Origin of the sequence: Streptomyces sp. JJ38 (assembly GCF_019303475.1) — a bacterium.
GTDB lineage: Bacteria > Actinomycetota > Actinomycetes > Streptomycetales > Streptomycetaceae > Streptomyces.
Window position 1 is genome coordinate 1 of the sequence record NZ_JABLSI010000058.1, and the last position, 19,216, is coordinate 19,216.

Below are 19,216 nucleotides of genomic sequence, written 5' to 3' on the forward strand. Positions count from 1 at the left end.
CGGGCATCGTCGCGGGCGCCCTGGCCGCCACGGCCGCCGCCACGGCCCTCGTCCTCGCCCTGTCCGGCAGCCCGCGGCACGAGGCGCCGCCGCCCCCGCAGGCGGCTCCCTCGGCCGTGCCGAGCGCCCCGGCTCCCGCCCCCGAGCCGGAGCCGGAGCCCGAGCCGGTGCCGCCACCCGCTCCCGCGCCGGAGCCCGTCTCGGCCCCCTCGCCGCCGCCCTCGCCGGAGCCCGAGCCGTCTCCGCCGCCGTCGCCGTCGCCCCAGCCGAAGCCGCCCGCCCCAAAGCCGCCTCCGCCGAGCCCGACGCCCACCCCGACACCGCCGCCCCCTCCCCCGCCACCGGTCGGCTATCCCGTGGCGGACATCCCGTTCGACGTCGTGGACGACGGTGAGGGCCCGGCCATCCGCGTCCTGGAGAGCAGCCCGGTGTGGCAGCGCTCCGGAGTACGGATCGCCGGCCAGGAGTACGCCCACGGCATCACGGTGCCGAGCCCGTCCTCGGTGTTCATCGACCTCGGCCGCGCGTGCGCTTCGTACGAGGCGCTGGCCGGGGTGGACGACCTGACGATGGGGATCGGCGCGGTGACGTTCTCCGTCTTCGGCGACGGGCGCGAGCTGTGGCGCTCGGGTGCCGTGGAGGGCGGCGAGCCGCCGGAGCGGGTGTCGGTTCCGCTCGACGGCGTGGAGACGCTGCGCCTCGACGTCGAACCGGCCTCCCCCTACGGCTGGGTGGCCCAGGCCGACTGGGCGCAGTCGGTGATCCGCTGCGGCTGACCGGCAGCTCCCGACCGGCACGCCCCCGTCGGCACGCCGCTGGGCCCCGGCGCGGGCTCGGTGTCTCCGCCCCGGACGTCAGGGGGCGGACCGGGCGGTGCCGTCGCCGCCCGGCGCGGGCGCGGCCGCGGTCACCGCGAGGGGGCGGGAGGGCACGCCCTCGGAGACGGCGCGGCGGCGGGGAGCGACGCTGCCCGTCCAGGTCGTGCCGCGGCGCTCCATGAGCCGCTGGAGCCACAGCTCGGTGGAGACCAGGTCGGCGAGGCCGTCGAGCGGCAGGGTGTCCCCCTGGGCCGCGGAGTGCAGGGCGCCGCGGACGACACGGGCGTCGACCAGCCCGGCGCGGGCGAGGTAGGAGTCGTCGAACAGGGCCGACAGCTCGTCGACGTACGTGCGCAGCCCGAGTCGGACGGCGCCGAGGTGGGCCGCGTGCGTGGTCGCGCCCCAGCCCGCGGGAAGCTCCGCGATCCCGGCGCCCGCGAGCACGGTGCGCAGCACGGCGGCCCGGGCCCCGGGACGAACGCGGAGGGCCTCGGGGAGGGCGCGGGCGGCGCGGACGACCTGGTTGTCGAGGAAGGGGGCGTGGAGGCGCTGACCGGGGGCGGCGGCCACCTGGTCGAGCACGCGGAAGTCGGCGGCCTGCCGGGCGAGGGCGTCGCGGGCGCGGACGACGCCGGGGCGGGCGCCGACCGCGCCGCTCGCGCGGACCGCCGCCGTCTCCAGGCGAACCGATACGTCAGCGAGCGCCTCCCCCGTCAGCCAGCGCGCTGCGGGGCCCGGTCGGCACCAGGCGAGGGCCGCGAGCGAGGCGTCCAGGGCGCCGGAGCCCTCCCCTCCCGCGGCGAGGGCGTCCCCCGCGCCGTAGGCCGTCGCGGAGGCGGAGAAGTCCCGCCCGCGCAGCCGCCGGGCGGCCGTGGCCACACCGTCGCGCTGCGGGGTGCGGGCGAGCCGGCGGGCGGCGCGGTAGAGCGCGAGCGGCACCAGGACCGAACGGCCGCGTGGCGCGCCCTCGGCGACGGCGAGCGCGGCGGCGGGCCGCAGGAGGTGGCGGCGGCGCCGGTCGAGGAGGAGGTCGGCCAGGCGTGCGGGGTGGGCGTCGAGGACCTGCCGCGCGCCGTAGCCGGTGAGTTGGTCGGCGCTGCCGGAGGCGAGGCGGGTCCGGTGCCGGTTGAGGCCGACGAGGGCGGGGCCCGGCTCGTCGGGGAGCGGCAGCCCGAAGACGTCGTAGAGACCGGCGTAGGGAAGGGCCTCCGCCTCGGCGGTGACGACGACGTGGTGCAGCCGGGGGTCGTCGGCCACGGCACGGGCCCGCTCCAGCTCGGCGGCGCGGGCGGAGTCGCCGGTGGCGGTGAGGTCGTTGAACGTGACGGCGAGGAGGCGCTGGCCGGCGGCGGTGCCGGGGGCACCGGCGATGCTGCCGGGGACGCCGGGGAGCCCGGCGGCCAGGAGCGCGAGCGTGGCGGAGGCGGCCCCGCCGGAGAGGTCGGCGCCGAGCCCGGGCGCGGGGCTGCCGCGGCGGGTGCGGCGCTCCCCGGGGCCCATGCCGGGGACGGGGCCGGGGTCGCGGCCGTCGTGGCTCCGCCGCCCGTTCCCGTTGCGGTGGTGCCCGTTCTCCCGGGGCCCGGCGGAGGCGCCGTCGCCGGACGCGTCCTGACCGGGGACGAAGGGGCTGCCGTCGGAGTGCCCGGCGTCGCCGTTCCCGGTGGTCGGCACGTGCCGCGGGGCGGCGAGACGGACGCGGACGGCCTCGACGAGCGCGTCCCGTACGCCGTTCACGGCCTCGTCCGCGTCGACGGGCGGGGCCGCGACGACGGTGGGAGTGGCGGGTTCGTAGTCCGCGATCTCGCGGCTGCCGCCCTCGCGCAGGATCAGGGCGTGCCCGGGCGGGACGCGGCGGACCCCGGTGTAGGGGGTTCCGTCGCCGAGGGCTTCCGGGGCGTCGGGGGCGGCGAGCAGGGCGCCGAGGTGGCCGACGTCGAGCTGGGCCTCGACGAGGTCGGCGAGGGTGATGGCGGCGGTGGCGTACGCGGTGCCGCCCGCGAAGGGGGTGTGGAAGACGGGACGGGCCCCGGCCAGGTCGGTGGTGACGGCCACGCGCCGCCCGGTGCGAACGACCGCGGTGTAGGAGCCCGGCCACGCGGTGAGGTGGCGCAACGCTCCGCCGCGGGCCGCGACGAGCCCGGCGCGCAGCTCGTCGTCACGCGCCCCGCAGCAGCCGATGACGGCGAGAGCTGTGCCCGGTCCGGCGTCGACGACGCGGACCTCGTCGGGCCGCCAGTCGCCGACGGCCCACAGCGGGTCGTCCCCGCCCCAGAGTTCGTGGCCGCCGACGGGGTAGAGCGTGCGCCCGGAGAGGCCCGGCATGCGTGCCCGGCCCGCCGCGGTACCGCACCACCCCACCAACCAGCGCATCGTCGCCGCCTTTCGCCCGCTGGCCACCTGCCCGCGGGGTCCACGCCTGATCTGCACGAGGCGCACGCCGTAGCCGTACCCCGGGCGGTCTCTGATTCCGCGCCGCCCCGTACCGGCTCCCGTCCGGGTGTACCGCGGGCACGCGGCTGCCCGCCCGCATCTCCCGTCTCGGCTGACGCCTGGCCCCATGCTGCCACGTATCCGCCCCGGGAGCGGCGTGAAGGAGGGCCTCCTGTCGGCGTGTTCGGCTCGGTTGATCCCGCGACGACGCGGTTTCAAACCGTGAGTTTCAGCCAACTTATGTTCGCCGGAAGAGACTTGGCGCATCCTTTACGCTTCACGCACGGCAACGTATATGCCAGGTACATGGACCAGCGGGAAGCGCTCGCACAGCGGTTCCCCGGGCCGGGGCGGCGCGGGCCCGGAAACGCCGAAGGTCCGGGAGGCATGGATTCCTCCCGGACCGCGCCGCCGCCCGCGGGGAGCAGGGTGACGGCATTCCCCCAGCCCACTGGTTTCGTCCTCAGCGAGCCGACCCACGCGGAACCCATCCAAACGGCACCGCCGGACCCCGCACAGAGCGCACGACCGGGCGCACGGCCACACGGTCGGGGCTCGCACACGACGTCCCGACGCCACCGCCGTCGCCCACTGCGTCCCGCTACGGGGGGCATCGCCGACGCACTCCTGTACGGGGAGGAATCCCGCCAACAGGGGCCCTCCCCCTTAACGGTGAGGATGCGGCGAACTACTCTGGGTTCACGAATGCCCCGAGCATGTTCCAACATGGGGTGGGGCGGGCGTCGTTGTGTCAGGGGTGCGCGCATGTCCAGGGAGCCACGCGGACCGAACGAGAAGCTCGGAACGGTTCTCGCGCTCGCGGGAATCAGCAACGCCGGACTCGCACGCCGGGTCAACGACCTCGGTGCGCAGCGCGGCCTGTCGCTGAGGTACGACAAGACCTCGGTGGCGAGGTGGGTGTCGAAGGGGATGGTGCCGCAGGGCGCGGCCCCCCATCTGATCGCCGCGGCGATCGGCAGCAAGCTGGGGCGGCCCGTACCGCTGCACGAGATCGGGCTCGCCGACGCCGACCCGGCCCCCGAGATCGGCCTCGCCTTCCCGCGCGACGTCGGCGCCGCCGTGAAGTCGGCGACGGACCTCTACCGGCTCGATCTCGCCGGACGGCGGGGCAGCGGCAGCGTCTGGCAGTCACTGGCCGGTTCGTTCGCCGTCAGCGCCTACGCCACACCGGCCTCCCGCTGGCTGATCAACCCGGCCGACAGCTCGGTCGCCCGCGAGGCGCGTGCTGAGGAACCCGGGGCGCGGCCCTTCGGCGGCCCCGGCCCGGGCGTCGGCTCCGAGCCGGTGCGCGTGGGCCACAGCGACGTGGCCAAGCTGCGCGAGGCGGCCGAGGAGGCCCGCCGCTGGGACTCCAAGTACGGCGGTGGCGACTGGCGCTCGTCGATGGTCCCCGAGTGCCTGCGGGTGGACGCCACACCGCTGCTGCTGGGCGCCTACTCCGACGAGGTCGGGCGCGCCCTCTTCGGCGCGACGGCGGAGCTGACCAGGCTGGCCGGGTGGATGGCCTTCGACACCGGGCAACAGGAGGCCGCGCAGCGCTACTACATCCAGGCCCTGCGCCTGGCCAGGGCCGCCGCGGACGTCCCCTTCGGCGGCTACGTCCTGGCGTCGATGTCCCTGCAGGCCACCTACCGAGGCTTCGCGGACGAGGGCGTGGACCTCGCGCAGGCCGCGCTGGAGCGCAACCGTTCCATCGCGACGGACCGCGTCATGAGCTTCTTCCACCTGGTCGAGGCCCGCGCCCACGCCAAGGCGGACGACGCCCCCGCGTGCGGGGCCGCGCTGGCGGCGGCCGAGAGCCGGCTGGAGCGCGCCCGCGACGGCGACCCGGACCCGTCCTGGCTGGACTTCTACTCCTCCGACCGGCTCGCTGCCGACGCCGCCGAGTGCTACCGCGACCTGCGCGCCCCCCGCCAGGTGCGGCGCTTCACCGAGCAGGCCCTGTCCAAACCGACCGAGGAGTTCGTCCGCTCGCACGGGCTACGGCTGCTGGTCTCCGCCGTCGCCGAGCTGGAGTCGGGCAACCTGGACGCCGCCTGCGCGGCCGGCACCCGGGCGGTGGAGGTCGCAGGCCGCATATCCTCGGCGCGCACCACCGAGTACGTGCGGGATCTGCTGCACCGCATGGAGCCCTACGGCGACAACCCCCGGGTGGCCGAGTTCCGCGAGCGCGCCCGGCCGCTGCTCGCGGCCCCGGCGTGAGGCGTCCAGGCACCGGCCGGTCGCGCGTCCGGCGCCGTGCGGCCGTCCACGGAGCGGACGACGTGACGGACGCCGCTGTGCACTGTCGGTGCCGACCAGCATGATGGAAGACGTGGTGTCCCAGAACGAGCCCGTATCCCGGAACGAGCCCGTGCCCTCGCCGTCCGAGCCCTCACCGTCCGTGCCCGCGCCGTCGGTGCCCTCGCCACGGTCGCCTGCGCACCGGTACGACGCGGACGTCCTGGTGGTCGGCGGCGGGATCGTCGGCCTGTCCACGGCCTTCGCTCTCACACGCGCCCGCCCCGGCGTCCGCGTCCTCGTGCTCGAGAAGGAGGCGGAGCCGGCCCAGCACCAGACGGGGCGCAACAGCGGCGTGATCCACAGCGGCGTCTACTACCGGCCGGGCTCCCTCAAGGCCCGGTTCGCCACCCAGGGCGCCGCCGAGATGGTGAAGTTCTGCGCGGAGAACGACATACCGCACGAGGTCACGGGCAAACTGATCGTCGCCACCGGCCGGGACGAACTGCCCCGGCTGCACGCCCTCGCCCAGCGCGGCCGGGAGAACGGCATTCCGCTGCACGAGCTGGGTCCCGCCCAGATCGCCGAGCTGGAGCCGAACGTCTCCGCGCTGGCCGCCCTCCACGTCACCACCACGGGCATCTGCGACTACGGCGCCGTCGCCGCCGCCCTCGCCCGCCTGGCCGAGGACGCCGGTGCCCGGGTGCGCTACGACTCCCGGGTGACCGCCGTCGACCGGCGGTCCGGCCTCGGAGTCGCCGTCCGCACCGCGTCCGGTGCAACCCTGCGCGCCCGCGCCCTGGTCAACTGCGCGGGCCTGCACTGCGACGAGATCGCCCGTCTCGCCGGGGACCGGCCCCCGGCCCGGATCATCCCGTTCCGGGGCGAGTACTACGAGCTGGCGCCGGAGCGCTCCGGGCTCGTACGCGGCCTCGTCTACCCCGTCCCCGATCCGGCGTTCCCCTTCCTCGGAGTCCACCTGACCCGCGGCATCGACGGCGGCGTCCACATCGGGCCGAACGCCGTGCCCGCCCTCGCCCGCGAAGGGTACGACTGGCGCACCGCCCACCCGCGCGAGCTCGCCCGCACCCTCGGCTGGCCCGGCTCCTGGCAGCTCGCCCGCCGCCACTGGCGCTACGGCTCCGGCGAGCTGCGCCGCTCCCTGTCCCGGCGCGCCTTCACCGCGGCCGTCCAGCGCCTGCTGCCCGCCGTCACCGAGGAGGACCTGCGGCCGGCTCCCGCCGGAGTCCGCGCCCAGGCCGTCCTGCGCGACGGCACGCTCGTCGACGACTTCCTCATCACCGAGGGCCCGCACACCGTGCACGTGCTCAACGCCCCCTCCCCCGCCGCCACCGCCTCGCTGCCCATCGGCCGGGAGATCGCCGACCGCGTCCTGGCGGGCCTCACCCCGTGAAGCCGCTCCGGGCCCCGGCGCCCGGAGCGGCAGCACCCGCCGTCTGGGCGCCCGGTGTCACAGCGCCCGGTGCCGTGACGTCGCGGACGCCCCATAAACTGGCAGCACTGTGTCAGAGAACGTTCCGCCACCCCCCGGAAGCCGCCGCTCCTCGATGTTCGAGCCCGGAGCCGGCCCCGCCGCCGACCCCGCGGGCTCCCACCACGACCGGCGCATCCGCAGCTTCCAGCCCCGCCGCAGCCGCGTCACCCAGGCTCAGCGCGACGCCCTGACCAGGCTCTGGCCCCGCTGGGGCCTGGACATCGACGGCCGCCGCGTCCTCGACCTGCCGACCCTCTTCGACACCCTGCCCCCGACGGCACCGGTGGTCCTCGAGATCGGCTTCGGCATGGGCGAGGCCACCGCCCGGATGGCCGCCGCCGAACCCGGCACCGGCGTCCTCGCCGCCGACGTCCACACCCCCGGCCAGGGCAACCTGCTGCGGCTCGCCGAACGGGACGGCCTCACCAACATCCGGGTGGCCAACGGCGACGCCGTCATCCTGCTGGAGAAGATGCTCGCCCCCGGCTCCCTCGCCGGGCTCCGCGTCTACTTCCCCGACCCCTGGCCGAAGAAGCGCCACCACAAGCGCCGCATCATCCAGCCCCACTTCCTCGACCTCGCCGCCGTGCCCCTCGCCCCCGGCGCCCTGCTCCACTGCGCGACGGACTGGGAGCCCTACGCCGAGCAGATGCTCGACGTCCTCACCGCGCACCCGGCCTTCGAGAACACCCAGCCCGACGGCGGCTACGCCCCCCGCCCCGAGATCCGGCCCCTCACCCGCTTCGAGCAGCAGGGCCTCGGCAAGGGACACGCCGTCCGGGACCTCCTCTTCCGCCGCCGCTGACGCCCCACGCGGTGCGGGGGCGTTCGACGAGGTGCTTGTTTCTGAACCTGATGCTCAAGGCCGTCGCACTCGGGACACCGACCTGGCCCACACCGCGCAGCGCGGCAGCCGTAAGCCTTCGTAACCTCCGCTCCGCACGCGTCAGGCGGCCGGGAGCGTCCAGGTGATGTGGAGGTCGTCAAGCCACAGGGAACTCGCCTCACCCCGGGCGAACCGCTTGGCCGCCCGGGGCCGTAACCCCTCGCGGAACTGCTGCCGTTCGGCGGTCATCCCACCCCCTGTGGGTACCGCATGCCCCGGTGATACCGCACGAGCGACGAGCCGTAAGCCCCTACGACACCACGAGTTCAAACTCAGTAACGCGTGAGCCGCGCAAAACGAGACGAACGATCAGGCTCGGTCGAAGAACCACTGCGAGCAATACTGCATCACGTGGTTATGGACGACGCACGCTCGGTACTTGATGCGCGTGCCTTCGTCCACGTTCTCGCCGTCTTTGACAGTCGAAGGAGCAGGCTGACCCCACGTGGAGGCGCGGCCGAGGAGCTTGTTGTCGCTGACCCTTCTGACATCCCCCAAGATTCCATAGCCGTCCGAGCGCGTGTCCTCGGCATAGATGTGATCACCGGAGATGTGACCACTCCAATCAAACGGGTCAGAGTTCCACCTGACTTGACCCATGGGCTTGCGGTTTTCATAGAGGGTGATCAGGCCGCTGTCGGTGTTCTTCAGGTCCGTTTGTTTGTAGGAGTTGGCAGCGCTGGCCGGGGAGGCCATAGCCAGTGTGATGACGGCAGTGACCCCTGCGGTGAGTGCTGCGCCGAACTTGGAGCGTATCTTCACTGTGTTTCTCCCAGCGTTACGTTGATCGGCAAGGACACTACCGGTCGGCTATCCGTCCCGTAGCGGGCTGGGAAAAAGAGAGACAGACACGGCTCTGACCTGTATGGATGCTGTCCGTGGGACGAGGCGTTGGGGTTGCGTGGGACGTCCCACAGAGGCATGCCACGCCCAAACCCCGCGATGCCCGTCACTCGAAGTCGACCCTGCCCCGACTCTCCGGCGCGCTGGGAACCGAGAAGAACCAAAGAACGATTCATATGGCGCCTTACGTCTCCTGGAACTCGGCCGCCCCGTTCAGAAGCTCACCCCTGCCAGTGAATTGATCGATACCAGGAACACCCGGCTTCCCTCGCTGCTCGTCTTCTACGGGGTCGAGCGGAGGCGGACAGATATTCCGGGGGATGATGAGAAGGTCCTTGTCGATCATCCCTGGTGGCAGGCGCGCAGGCTCTTGGTGTCGAGAGTCAAGCCTCCGCTGAGGTCCGTAACCAGGGTGAAGACGACGAACGCCTGCTCGCTCGTATCCAGATGGCTGATCATGTCGCGTTCGTAGCGGATCAGATCGTCGTGGCGGGCCTGGCGGCGGGGCGAGGCGGCCCTGGTAGGCGGCGGCGACTCGTCCAGTTGGCGGAGGCTGGCGCCGTTGCGGCGAAGGTAGCCCAGGCCCTCGTTGACCAGGACTCCATGCGGTGCGGAGGGCCTGCGGGGTTCAACGATCACCACCATCCCGCGGCCGGGCTGGTTGAGGTCCTCGATCTGCCGGACGTCGAAGGTGAGCAGCGGGTAGACCAGGTCGGCGACGATGTTGCGGACGCGCAGCACCTCGCCGTCGCTGAGCGCGACGCCGGAGAATTCATCTGCGCGGGCCTGGTCGCCCACGACTCCTCGTTCGCACTCGATCAGGCGAGTCCCCGGCCCGAGGGATCACCTCCGCCGCGTCCCGAACCCTGCCGCCCATCCCGGGAAGCGCCCTGTGCCTGGGCCCGTGGGCCACCCCCTGCTGTTCGAGGCTGAGCGTATCGGCAGGTTGGTAGGGTCGAGCGTCAAAATGATCTTCTCGGGAAGGACCTCATGAACCGCGCAACACGCCGCACAGCCCTGGCCGCTGCCGCCACTGCGCTCGCCCTCGGGGGCGTCACCGCTACAGCGGCCCCCGCCTCCGCCACGAGCGTGACCTTCGCCAGCGTTCCCTTCGGCAAGGACGGATCGCGTGCCCTGAGCGTAGGCATCGACGGCGACCACGCCGGATGGGTCACCTTCAGTTCCGACCCCTACACGACTACCAACGGCACCTACTACAAGGGTGACACCCTCTACGTGTCGGACAAGCGCACCGACGGATTCGCCATCCGCGGCTACGTGGAACGCGTCAGCAACTGGACCAGCACCCACCACACGACCACTCACGGCCTGAAAGCGCCTGTCAGGGTCTCGGATACCAACAACATCAAGGAAGGCACACGTCTGCGCGTCAAGGCGTGCGTAGCCAAGGGCTCCAAGATCATCAAATGCTCCGGCTGGTACGGCGCCCACGCCTGATACTCCAGCCTGGTTTCGTGATCTGTCCGGTGGGTTCGGTGCCTGGCCGTCGTCGGTTAAGGTCGAGCGAGTGCATCCACACGCCCCCGGAGACGTCCCGGCACCCCCGAACACGCCCCCGGCACCCGCGAGCACCACCGCCGCAGTCCCGGCGATGCCCGCGGGCCAAGCGCAGTGGCACTACACCCCGCGCCGAGCCCCCTGGTGGCACAGCCGCGCCCTGCGCGCCGTGGCCATCGCGATCCTGCTCGCCCTGTGCGGCCTCACCATCATCGCGATCGTCCGCGAGCAGACCGGCACCGAGGGCTTCCTCATCGGCCTGCTCCTGTCCACCCTTCCGGTGCCGCTGCTCATAGCCGCGTTCCGCTGGGTCGACAGCGTCGAGCCCGCCCCCTGGCGGAACGTGGCCTTCGCCTTCGCCTGGGGCGCCTGCGCCGCGACCCTCGTCGCCGTCATCGCCAACACCTTCACCGCCGAGTGGCTGGCCACCAGCGTCATCGCCGACGGCGACGTCGACACCCTCGGCGCGACCGTCGTCGCCCCCGTCGTCGAGGAGCTGGCCAAGGCCGCCGCCGTGCTGCTGCTCTTCCTCCACCGCCGCCGATTCTTCAGCGGCGTCGTGGACGGCATCGTCACCGCCGGAGTCACCGCCACCGGCTTCGCCTTCACCGAGAACATCCTCTACCTCGGCACGGCCTACGCCGGCGACCAGCTCTACGCCTCCGACGAGTTCGCGGCGACCACCGCCCAGACCTTCGTCGTGCGCATCGTCATGTCGCCCTTCGCCCACCCGCTCTTCACCGCCATGACCGGCATCGGCTTCGGCGTCGCCGCGGCCCTCGCCGCCCACCGCCGCGCCCTGCGCGCGCTGCTCCCGGCCGTCGGGCTGCTCACCTCGATGGTGCTCCACGCCCTGTGGAACGGCTCCGCCTCCACCGACGGCCTCCACTTCCTTCTCGTCTACGCCCTCTTCATGCTCCCCGTGCTGGGCACCCTCATCTGGCTCGCCGTCTGGTACCGCGGCCGGGACCTGCGCACCGTCCGGGACACCCTCCACACCTACGCCGCGCAGGGCTGGCTCGCCCCCGCCGAGCCCTGGACCCTGGGCTCGATGTACGCCCGCGCCCAGGCCCGCCGACTCGCGCGCCGCGCCCACGGCCCCATCGCCGCTCGCACCGTCTCCGAGTACCACGCGGCGGCCACGTCCCTCGCCCTCCTCCGCGCCCGCGCCGAACGCACGGCTCCGCCGCCCGACTTCGCGGCCCGCGAGCAGGAGCTGCTCAACCACCTCCTGGCCCTCCGCCCCCAAGCCAGCCCCCCAACCCAACAAGCCTCCCCCCGGCCCCAGCCGCTGCCATACAGACCCTGGCGGTAGGCGGCGGCCGGTCCCGGTCACGCCCGATCAGCCCCAGCTGGCCGATGCCATCGCACGCCGCAGCCCGTCAGCAGCGGCGTCCAGCTGCCCGGACGATGGCAGATGCACCACACCGAACTCGCTGGCCGCTCCCAGCTCGATCGTGTGGAAGCCCAGCGCCGGTACCACATCTGCGAGAAGCCGCTCTGGGGGCACCTTTCGCCCGTCGTGCTCTCCATGCCGGAACTTCTTGTTGCCGACACGCAGGCTCAACGCTGTCCGGCCAACCCAAGCGTCCACTCGGAACAGTGCGTCAGCGAGCGGGTGTACCTCCAGTGGGATGCCCCGGCTGCGAAGTTCCACGATCGTGTAGGTCTCGCGCAGGAAGCTGTAGTACGCGTTGCCGACTCGCCAGCGCATGGCCGCCTTCACCAGCCACTCCGGTGTACCCCTGTCCACTTCCGCAGCAATGGCGCGCCGCGCCGGCTCGCCCAGCATCTCCCGTCCCAGTTCATCCGTCATGGCGTAGTCGCGCACTTCGCCGAAGGCAGGAAGCCTGCCCGTGCGTTCCATGCAGATATGGAGTGCGTGAGTGAAAGCGAAATCAGGGTGCCAGTCCACGATGCGCCGTACCGACTCTGCGTCGCGCCGTTTCACCTCGCCAAGCGCATGCTCCGTGCGACGGCACACGTCCCAGATGTCCTGGGACGTTAGGTCATAGACGACACGGGTCTCATGCGCCTGGACCACGGGAGCCACAGCCCGTCGCCTCGGATCATTGCGCCAGGTGTCGTAGAGCTGCCTGGTGTTCTGCGACACGCAGAACACCAGGAGCACGTCTTCTAAACGTGTTGTCATGGAGCCCGACCCCCAACGCATGGTGCCTTCCCTCACCTCAGCGTAGGGGCAGTCACTGACATCGCGAGGTGAATCGCTCAGCGCCGGTCCAGGTCCCTGATGACTTGGTCAGCCAGCTCTGCCATCACTGTCAGGCGGTCGGCCGGAGAGAGCCGCGCCCAGTCGATGAAGAGCTTCTCCGTGTCGTCCAAGGTTCGTCGGCCTGCCTGCATCCACCCATACAGCCGCCGCTTCTCCTTCAGACCGCCCAGATGGGAAAGGTGTGCCAGGACCTGTTCCTTCGTCGGCGGGTCAGTCGTGACGTCACGGGCCTCGTCACCGCACCGCTGACACTCCGCGCGGAGGTTCTCATCGTCGTTCGAACCCGCGCGGTTCACGGGAATCACGTGCCCCACGGTCAGCGTGGCGCGGCGTTCGGGGGCGTCGGGAAACGCTGCACCGGCCTGGATGCCGCAAACCTGACACGTGTGCCCATCGCGCTCAAGGATGCGCCGACGCTTGGGCCCCGTGATGTTCTTCCGCACGGTCTTGGGAGCAGGCTCCCCGAGGTCGATGCGCACTCCCAACTCGACGACCCGGTATTCGTTGGGCCGAAGATTCGGGTTGATCTTGTAGTTGTCGATGCGCCAGCCCATCTCACGAAGCTGGCGCATCCGGCGATCGGCCTGGGCTACGTCCGGAACGGCACGGAACAGATCGAGCTTTGTGAACGTCCCGCCCGGACCAACTCCGGCAATGAACTCCGCCACCAGCCTGATCGAGGACTGGCGGGCTTCACCGCTCCCAGCCATGACTGCTCCATCCTGCTACACGTTCAACGCCAGGCACATATTGTCATACGAACCGGCCCTGGTCTAAAGTCCATCCGGCGCAGCGTCCGGCATCGTCCGGCGCAGCACGATCGTTGCCGGACGGCAACTCAGCCCACCGGTCACTTGCCCAGTTTCGAACGGAAGCCCACCAGAGGACGGTTTGATGACGGAGACGAACGCCTACATTCCGCAACAGCTCCCGGACGTCGCGGCAGCAACGGCCATCGCCACAACGCCGCTCGGCGACGCGGAGCTGGCTGCGGTTGCAACCCATCTGAAGGGGCTTGACCCGGCCGGCAGCAGATTCGCCGCAGTCCTGCGCGACACGATCGACCAGTTGCTGAACGGCGAGGCCACAGGACGCTACGACTGGCAGCAGCTCTTCAAGACCGAGAAGACCCACGCCGGCACCCTGGTGGAGATCAACGTTCAGCGCGAGTTCCAGCTCGCGGACGGCCAGGAGATGGACTACTCCATCTGCGGCGTCGACGTCGACTGCAAGTACTCCCAGCAGTTCGGCGGCTGGATGATACCGCCGGAGGCCATGGGGCACATCTGCTTGCTGCTCTGGGCTGAAGACCGCACGAGCCGGTGGAGCGCCGGGCTTCTGCGCGTACGTCGCGAAGTGCTGAACAAGGGCAACAACCGCGACCACAAACTCACGGTGAAGGCAGCACACCGGGACAGCATCCACTGGCTGTGGAAGGATCAGCCGCTTCCCGAGAACGTCCTGCTGCACATGCTCCCTGCGGACCGAGAGGCCGTGCTCTCGCCGTCTCTCTCGGGCCAGGCCCGGGTCAACGAGCTGTTCCGACGGGCGCAGAACCGCCCGGTCAGCCGCAACGTCGTCCGCACTGTCGCACAGCAGAAGGACTACATGAAGCGCGTCCGGTACAACGGGGGTGCTCGGTCCCAGCTGCGGTCCGAGGGAATCCTGATCATGGGGGACTACGCGAGCCACCAGGATGTCGCTCGGTCGCTTGGCATCTACGTGCCAAAGGAAGGTGAGTTCGTCAGTGCCCGGGTCGTGCCTGCCGCCGAGCTTCACGGCCGTGCGCCCAGCGTCACTTTGGATGGTCACGCCTGGGTGCGGGCCAGGCCGGAGGACCCAGTCGTGCCGGCGCCCTCCCTGCCGTCCCACAAGAAGTAGCCCCAGGGGAGGTCCTAAGCTGTTGCCTGTAGCCGCCTCTCGGCGAGCCGCACTCGTTGCAGGAAACACGCCAGCCGCGGCGCCGGGTGGCCTGAGCAGGTAGTCGTCAGTATGAACCAAGCCGAGAACGCGGCGAGCTCCCGGGAGAGTCTGCCTGCCGGTTCATGGGCCTCCTCGGCCGCCCGGCGACGCAACATGCAGGCGATCCGCAGCCGCGATACCAAGCCTGAGCGGGTGATCCGGCAGCTGGTCCATGCCCAAGGCCTGCGGTATCGCGTCGCAGCCCGGCCACTGCCGGGGCTGCGACGCACCGCGGACATGGTCTTCCGGCCTGCCAAAGTGGCCGTGTTCGTGGACGGCTGTTACTGGCACGGCTGCCCGGAGCACTACATTCCCCCAAGGACGAACTCGGGGTATTGGTCCGAGAAGGTCGCCAGGAACGTAGCCCGGGACCGCGAAACGGACATGTTGCTCACCGAGGCGGGCTGGACCGTCCTGCGTTTCTGGGAGCACGAGTCACCGGACGCTTGCGCTCTCAAGGTCTTCGACACCGTGACCGAGCTTCGCCCCCGGAAGCTCTGAGGCAGTTGGCAGGTCGAAAAGTGCGGCGCTCTCCGGCCAGCGGGATTGCTGCATACCCGGACTCGGATTCACCCTGCCCTTTTCCAGTGCAGTGATAATGTGCTCACCAATGACTCGCGCGACCGGCGGCGGGAACGCATTGCCGACCTGCCGATAAGCAGCCGTCTTGCCGCCGGAGAACTTCCAGTGCTCGGGGAATCCCTGGACGATGGCGGCCTGAGTGACGGTGAGCTTGGGCCCGATCTCCTGGCCCTCTTTGTCCCTGGGGTACAGATCCCGCTCGGGGTCCACCATCTTGTCCGGCTCATTCGCAACACCCATGGCGTCCACTCCGAGCTTCCGCCACGCCTTCTTCGCCCTCGTCGGCCCGAGGTCGGCCCCTCCGTGCTTCTTCGACCCGCCGACAAGCGTGGGGGCGATACCGCCTTCCGCCTTACGCAGCCACCGCTGGTAAGCCGCCTTGCCGCGCTCGGTCTCCCCGAAACGAGCCGCCATGGAAGGCGCCAGCGCTTCAGCAAGTGTCCTGATCCTCACTTCACGGGGATCCGGCCATGCGAAATATCCCGCGAACTGTGGCTGCATCGCCACAAGGATCGCACGCGGACGCAGTTGAGGAACTCCGTAGTCACGCGCTTCCAGGAGTTCCCAACCGCAGATCTCGTACCCTGACTCCCGCAGTCGCGGCAGGATTTCGTTCTCCCTGTAGTCCGCGAACTTCTCGTCCAGGAGGCCCCGGACGTTCTCGATCAGGACGGCTCTGGGCTTCAGGAAGTCAACGAGGTCAAGCATGTTCGGGAACAGATCACGCTCGTCGTCCCGGCCAAGCTGGCGACCAGCGGCAGAAAACGGCGGGCAGGGGACTCCCCCGGCCAGCAGGTCGAGCTGACCCTCAGCTAGCCCCAGCTCCTCTGGCTTGAACTTGGTGAGGTCCCTACCGAGAACCTCGCACTGGCCCCAGCCAGCCTCCTCCGTCACGTTCAGCTTCAGGGTTTCGCACGCATGACGATCGATCTCGATCAGCGCGAGATGCTTGAAGCCCGCTTGGTGCAGACCCAGGGCTTGGCCGCCGGCTCCCGCACAGATCTCCACCGAGGTGAACCCCGGCTCAGTGCTGGTCATGCACACTCCTTTCACGCAGCGACGGACCTTGCGCACGCCCGCCATCACAGAGAGTGACACTCCCCACTGACATCACGACCTCACTAGTGTGCGGCACAGCTTCACGGCACTCGCTCCGCCCTCTGGATATCACCGAACCGCCCTCTCTCGTGACTCACTCCCACCACTGCGTCACGCCTCGAAGCGGGCCGGAGCATTGCCCAGGAGGAGAGTGTCCGGGTCGTGCCCACAGGCGCACAGCCAGGACAGGACGTCCGCAATCACGGTGACGGCAGCTTCCGAGGCCTCACGCTGAGCGAGGAGTGAGGTCGCGGTGCCTCGCGCACCGTAAAGGGTGCGGACGGCGTTCGCTCTCCCTGCCTCATCCAGTTGCTCCGCCTTACCGTCCGCTACCTGGTTCGCCTGGATCTTGCACCAGACCGTCTTACCGTCACGACCGACGACGACGCGCCATCGTGAGCATGGCCTCCATCAGGGCGAGGCCTCAACCGCACCCGTGGTCGGCACTCGGAGCGGAAAGCCTGGGCAGCGCCGCTGTGTCAGGGGCAGAAATTTGACGTTGGTCACCAGTTCGCTCACGCACAACTCCGCAGCGTCTGCCAGACCGGAGTGTCCCCAACGGACGAGGTGCGAGCGGGCCGTCCAGCGGAGATCGGGGACTGCTGTCGGCCGCGCGAGGAACAGACAGTGAGAGCCGTTGAGTTCAAGTCGTAGCGATCAACCATGCCGATCGGCCTCTCGCGGAAGATCCTTCCGCCGAGTGGCGGACGGATTCTCAGAGTGAAACTCTCGTTTCACAATGGAGCTCTCATGTCACGCCGGCAGGAGTGAGCAATGGCCACACGCCCCCGCGTGCGCCGTGGCTTGTCCCGAGCCGTACGCCAAGGCAGTCCAGGAAGATCGACAGAGAGGCCCATGACCATGGCTGCTGGATCCATGCCCCGACGCCGCCAGCTGGGGCAGACCTGCGGCGCCTGCGTGAACGGTGCGGCCTCACGCTTGAGGAGGCTGGTGCACGAGTCGGCATCTCCAAGGCAACGCTCAGCCGGTACGAGACGAAGGAAGGAACCGTCAAGTGGCCTTCTTTGCCCATGCCGTGACCGGGGTGCGGGACAGCAAGGTACCTGCGGGCAGGTCGCTGGAGTTCAGGGAGGCGTCCTGGGGCTGGTTTGTGGCCGCTCTCCGGGCAGAAGGGCTTGCGTGAGCGCGGACGCCGTAGCACACCTCCGCGTGCGGGTGGGCCGGGTGTACGGGCAGCCGCGGCGGTGAGCGGCGGCGGGGGGTCGTTGGAGGAGCTGGGGTTCGGGGGTGTGCCGTTGCTGGATCCGCTGCTGTACCCGGGGCGGGCGGTGGCGGAGCCGAGCCTGCTCGTCGGGGACGTGTTGCGGCCGCTGGCACCGGTGACGGTGGCGGAGCTGCGCGCTGAGGGGCGGATACCGGTGCTGGCGGTGGGGTCGAACGCGGCACCGGCGCAGGTGCGGCACAAGTTCGCGGTGGGCGGGGTGTCCGGAACGGTGCCGATGGTGCCGGTTCGGGTGGGTGGGCTCGCGGTGGGGCACTCGGGGCATGTCAGCGTCGCCGGGTACGTGGCGTACACGCCGTACGCGGCTCCGGGGCGGTGGGCGGAGCTGGTGCTGCTGTGGCTGGACGGTGAGCAGCTCCGGGTCGTCGACGCCTCGGAGCGGGCCAACTACCGGCGGCTGCGGTTGGCCGGGGAGCGGTTCCCGGTGGACGGCGGGCCCGGGGACGTCGACGTCTACGTGTCCGAGCGGGGCCTGCTGGCGGGGCGTGGGGGCGGGGTGCGGCCGGCCGGCGGGCAGCGTGAGGTGATGGGTGAGCTGCTGCGGGGGTCGGCGCGGCTTCGGGCGGTGCTGGGGGCGTCGCCGGAGGAGTGGGTGCGGCGGGTGGCCGCCGATCACCGGCTGGGTGCTGAGGCCTCTCGGGTGCTCCGGGACGAGGGGCTCACGCTGCCCAACCCGCTGGCGCGCTCGGGCTGAGGGAACTCGGCGGGGGGCGGCGGCGTTGTCGGGGCACTGGATGGTCTGTGCCGGGAGGTTGGCGATGGGGCGGTTGACGAGACCGATCGTGGCGGGAGCACTGGCCTTGGGGCTGGTCGCGGCGGGCGTGGTGCTGTATCTGTTCCAGCCGTGGAAGCTGTGGACGGACGAGACGGTGAACGAGGCGCTGCCCTCGGCGAGTCCGCAGCCGGAGGCGTCGGCGGAGGGGAGCCCGGACGCGGAGGGGGAGCCCGAGCAGGAGGCTCCCGCCGGGCCGTTGACGTTGGCGCAGGGGGATTTCATCACCCACGAGCACGCCACGAGTGGGACGGTGCGGATCGTGGAGCTGGCCGACGGCGAGCGGATTCTGCGGATCGAGGGGCTGGACACGAGCAACGGCCCGGACCTGAAGGTGTGGCTCTCGGACGCCGAGGTGCTGCCCGGCAAGGACGGCTGGAAGGTCTTCGACGACGGCGAGTATCTGAACCTGGGCAAGCTGAAGGGGAACAAGGGGAGTCAGAACTACACGCTTCCCGAGGACGCCGAGCTGGACCTCTACAGCAGCGTGAGCATCTGGTGTGACCGGTTCGACGTCTCGTTCGGGGCGGCGGAGCTGGCCCGGGTGTGACGGCCGGCGCGCCGGTTCGGTGGGCGTGGATGCCCCGTCCACCCAACCGGCGTGCGGTCAGGCCCGGTCGAGGGTGAGAACGACACCGCCGCCTACGAAGGTGCGGCTGTCGGTGAGGGTGAACTGCGTGGGCTGGAAGGCCGTGTCGAAGGCGGGGAGGCCGGCCCCGGCGACGACGGGGTACTTCTTGAGGATGAGCCGGTCGATCTCGGGGAGCAGGGGTCCGGCGAGCTTGCCGCCGCCGACGAGGTAGACGTCCAGCGGCCCGTCCTCGGCCTTGAGCTTGCGCACCAGGGTGAGCGGGTCCTCGTCGGTGACGGTGACGGCCGGGTCGGGGGACGCGGTGAGGCTGCGGCTCAGGACGTAGGCGCGCGGGTGGGCGTAGGGGTTGGTCATGCCCACGCGCAGGGCGGGGTCATAGGTGGCGCGGCCCGTCACGACGGTGTCGAAGACGCGGTTCGGTTCGTCGGCCCCGCCGAGCTGGGGCGGGGTCGTGTGGCGCGGCGCCGGCTCGGGGCGCCCCGGGCGGTGGCGGGGTGGCGAAC

Annotated in this window: 19 protein-coding genes and 1 pseudogene; 12 read left to right on the plus strand and 8 right to left on the minus strand. The window is 71.1% G+C overall.

The window, feature by feature from the left end; translation table 11 throughout:
• The coding region (locus tag HPT28_RS23550) for an NPCBM/NEW2 domain-containing protein (RefSeq protein WP_219093339.1) at positions 1 to 776 on the plus strand (776 nt) is incomplete at its 5' end.
• A 78-nt stretch (positions 777 to 854) separates the two neighbouring features.
• On the opposite strand, the gene HPT28_RS23555 is transcribed toward HPT28_RS23550, so the two are convergent.
• Positions 855 to 3,188, minus strand: coding sequence for an asparagine synthase-related protein (locus HPT28_RS23555; protein ID WP_219093341.1), 2,334 nt, complete (start codon positions 3,186 to 3,188; stop codon positions 855 to 857).
• An 825-nt stretch (positions 3,189 to 4,013) separates the two neighbouring features.
• On the opposite strand from HPT28_RS23555, the gene HPT28_RS23560 reads away from it, so the two are divergent.
• From HPT28_RS23560 to trmB, 3 genes are all read left to right on the plus strand, one after another.
• Entirely contained in the window at positions 4,014 to 5,471 is a 1,458-nt protein-coding gene (locus tag HPT28_RS23560; RefSeq protein WP_219093343.1) for an MFS transporter, read from the plus strand.
• 196 nt (positions 5,472 to 5,667) lie between these two features.
• Positions 5,668 to 6,903: an L-2-hydroxyglutarate oxidase gene (gene lhgO / locus HPT28_RS23565; protein ID WP_308119478.1), complete on the plus strand. Its 1,236-nt coding sequence runs from the start codon at positions 5,668 to 5,670 to the stop codon at positions 6,901 to 6,903.
• Positions 6,904 to 7,057: 154 nt separating this feature from the next.
• Positions 7,058 to 7,789, plus strand: a complete 732-nt coding sequence (gene trmB, locus HPT28_RS23570; RefSeq protein WP_219093427.1) for a tRNA (guanosine(46)-N7)-methyltransferase TrmB — start codon at positions 7,058 to 7,060, stop codon at positions 7,787 to 7,789.
• Between the two features lie 141 nt (positions 7,790 to 7,930).
• On the opposite strand, the gene HPT28_RS27210 is transcribed toward trmB, so the two are convergent.
• From HPT28_RS27210 to HPT28_RS23580, 3 genes are all read right to left on the minus strand, one after another.
• A complete protein-coding gene (locus HPT28_RS27210; RefSeq protein WP_257579315.1) occupies positions 7,931 to 8,059 on the minus strand; it encodes a hypothetical protein in 129 nt (42 codons plus the stop codon).
• Positions 8,060 to 8,179: 120 nt separating this feature from the next.
• Positions 8,180 to 8,632 (minus strand): hypothetical protein, encoded by a 453-nt coding sequence (locus HPT28_RS23575; RefSeq protein ID WP_219093345.1) that lies wholly within the window; start codon positions 8,630 to 8,632, stop codon positions 8,180 to 8,182.
• Positions 8,633 to 9,055: 423 nt separating this feature from the next.
• Entirely contained in the window at positions 9,056 to 9,511 is a 456-nt protein-coding gene (locus HPT28_RS23580; protein WP_219093347.1) for a hypothetical protein, read from the minus strand.
• Positions 9,512 to 9,703: 192 nt separating this feature from the next.
• Between HPT28_RS23580 and HPT28_RS23585 the strand changes: the two genes are divergently transcribed.
• Together HPT28_RS23585 and HPT28_RS23590 are read left to right on the plus strand one after the other, a co-directional pair.
• Positions 9,704 to 10,171, plus strand: coding sequence for a hypothetical protein (locus HPT28_RS23585; RefSeq protein WP_219093350.1), 468 nt, complete (start codon positions 9,704 to 9,706; stop codon positions 10,169 to 10,171).
• A 154-nt stretch (positions 10,172 to 10,325) separates the two neighbouring features.
• Complete coding sequence (locus tag HPT28_RS23590; protein WP_219093352.1) at positions 10,326 to 11,546, plus strand: PrsW family intramembrane metalloprotease; 1,221 nt, start codon at positions 10,326 to 10,328, stop codon at positions 11,544 to 11,546.
• 27 nt (positions 11,547 to 11,573) lie between these two features.
• Here the strand turns inward: HPT28_RS23590 and HPT28_RS23595 are convergent, their stop codons facing one another.
• Together HPT28_RS23595 and HPT28_RS23600 are read right to left on the minus strand one after the other, a co-directional pair.
• Entirely contained in the window at positions 11,574 to 12,383 is an 810-nt protein-coding gene (locus HPT28_RS23595; protein ID WP_219093354.1) for a hypothetical protein, read from the minus strand.
• A gap of 77 nt (positions 12,384 to 12,460) precedes the next feature.
• Positions 12,461 to 13,174 (minus strand): HNH endonuclease, encoded by a 714-nt coding sequence (locus HPT28_RS23600; RefSeq protein WP_219093356.1) that lies wholly within the window; start codon positions 13,172 to 13,174, stop codon positions 12,461 to 12,463.
• Positions 13,175 to 13,358: 184 nt separating this feature from the next.
• Here HPT28_RS23600 and HPT28_RS23605 point away from each other — a divergent pair, with 184 nt between their 5' ends.
• Together HPT28_RS23605 and HPT28_RS23610 are read left to right on the plus strand one after the other, a co-directional pair.
• A complete protein-coding gene (locus tag HPT28_RS23605) occupies positions 13,359 to 14,345 on the plus strand; it encodes a NaeI family type II restriction endonuclease (protein WP_219093358.1) in 987 nt (328 codons plus the stop codon).
• Between the two features lie 111 nt (positions 14,346 to 14,456).
• Positions 14,457 to 14,927 carry a very short patch repair endonuclease gene (locus HPT28_RS23610; protein WP_219093360.1) on the plus strand — a complete coding sequence of 157 codons (471 nt, stop codon included), beginning with the start codon at positions 14,457 to 14,459 and terminating at the stop codon, positions 14,925 to 14,927.
• Here HPT28_RS23610 and HPT28_RS23615 read toward each other — a convergent pair.
• Positions 14,862 to 16,046: a DNA cytosine methyltransferase gene (locus tag HPT28_RS23615; protein WP_219093362.1), complete on the minus strand. Its 1,185-nt coding sequence runs from the start codon at positions 16,044 to 16,046 to the stop codon at positions 14,862 to 14,864. The genes HPT28_RS23610 and HPT28_RS23615 overlap by 66 nt on opposite strands.
• A gap of 921 nt (positions 16,047 to 16,967) precedes the next feature.
• Here HPT28_RS23615 and HPT28_RS23620 point away from each other — a divergent pair.
• The 4 genes and pseudogenes from HPT28_RS23620 to HPT28_RS23635 form a co-directional block, all read left to right on the plus strand.
• Positions 16,968 to 17,134, plus strand: a pseudogene (locus HPT28_RS23620) (helix-turn-helix domain-containing protein); the annotation flags it as partial.
• A gap of 17 nt (positions 17,135 to 17,151) precedes the next feature.
• Complete coding sequence (locus HPT28_RS27215) at positions 17,152 to 17,250, plus strand: DUF397 domain-containing protein (RefSeq protein ID WP_308119471.1); 99 nt, start codon at positions 17,152 to 17,154, stop codon at positions 17,248 to 17,250.
• Between the two features lie 106 nt (positions 17,251 to 17,356).
• Entirely contained in the window at positions 17,357 to 18,043 is a 687-nt protein-coding gene (locus HPT28_RS27515) for a hypothetical protein (protein ID WP_219093366.1), read from the plus strand.
• A 64-nt stretch (positions 18,044 to 18,107) separates the two neighbouring features.
• A complete protein-coding gene (locus HPT28_RS23635; protein ID WP_219093368.1) occupies positions 18,108 to 18,671 on the plus strand; it encodes a DM13 domain-containing protein in 564 nt (187 codons plus the stop codon).
• A 57-nt stretch (positions 18,672 to 18,728) separates the two neighbouring features.
• On the opposite strand, the gene HPT28_RS23640 is transcribed toward HPT28_RS23635, so the two are convergent.
• Positions 18,729 to 19,109, minus strand: coding sequence for a dihydrofolate reductase family protein (locus HPT28_RS23640; RefSeq protein WP_219093369.1), 381 nt, complete (start codon positions 19,107 to 19,109; stop codon positions 18,729 to 18,731).
• Positions 19,110 to 19,216 lie beyond the last annotated feature (107 nt).

Bases quoted from the DNA above. Each gene is read 5' to 3' on its own strand.
- HPT28_RS23560 (WP_219093343.1), top strand. From the start codon at position 4,014: ATGTCCAGGGAGCCACGCGGACCGAACGAGAAGCTCGGAACGGTTCTC.
- HPT28_RS27210 (WP_257579315.1), bottom strand. From the start codon at position 8,059: ATGACCGCCGAACGGCAGCAGTTCCGCGAGGGGTTACGGCCCCGGGCG.
- HPT28_RS23555 (WP_219093341.1), bottom strand. From the start codon at position 3,188: ATGCGCTGGTTGGTGGGGTGGTGCGGTACCGCGGCGGGCCGGGCACGC.
- HPT28_RS23605 (WP_219093358.1), top strand. From the start codon at position 13,359: ATGACGGAGACGAACGCCTACATTCCGCAACAGCTCCCGGACGTCGCG.
- HPT28_RS23615 (WP_219093362.1), bottom strand. From the start codon at position 16,046: ATGACCAGCACTGAGCCGGGGTTCACCTCGGTGGAGATCTGTGCGGGA.
- HPT28_RS23635 (WP_219093368.1), top strand. From the start codon at position 18,108: ATGGGGCGGTTGACGAGACCGATCGTGGCGGGAGCACTGGCCTTGGGG.
- trmB (WP_219093427.1), top strand. From the start codon at position 7,058: ATGTTCGAGCCCGGAGCCGGCCCCGCCGCCGACCCCGCGGGCTCCCAC.
- HPT28_RS23590 (WP_219093352.1), top strand. From the start codon at position 10,326: ATGCCCGCGGGCCAAGCGCAGTGGCACTACACCCCGCGCCGAGCCCCC.
- HPT28_RS23610 (WP_219093360.1), top strand. From the start codon at position 14,457: ATGAACCAAGCCGAGAACGCGGCGAGCTCCCGGGAGAGTCTGCCTGCC.
- HPT28_RS23595 (WP_219093354.1), bottom strand. From the start codon at position 12,383: ATGACAACACGTTTAGAAGACGTGCTCCTGGTGTTCTGCGTGTCGCAG.
- HPT28_RS23600 (WP_219093356.1), bottom strand. From the start codon at position 13,174: ATGGCTGGGAGCGGTGAAGCCCGCCAGTCCTCGATCAGGCTGGTGGCG.
- HPT28_RS23585 (WP_219093350.1), top strand. From the start codon at position 9,704: ATGAACCGCGCAACACGCCGCACAGCCCTGGCCGCTGCCGCCACTGCG.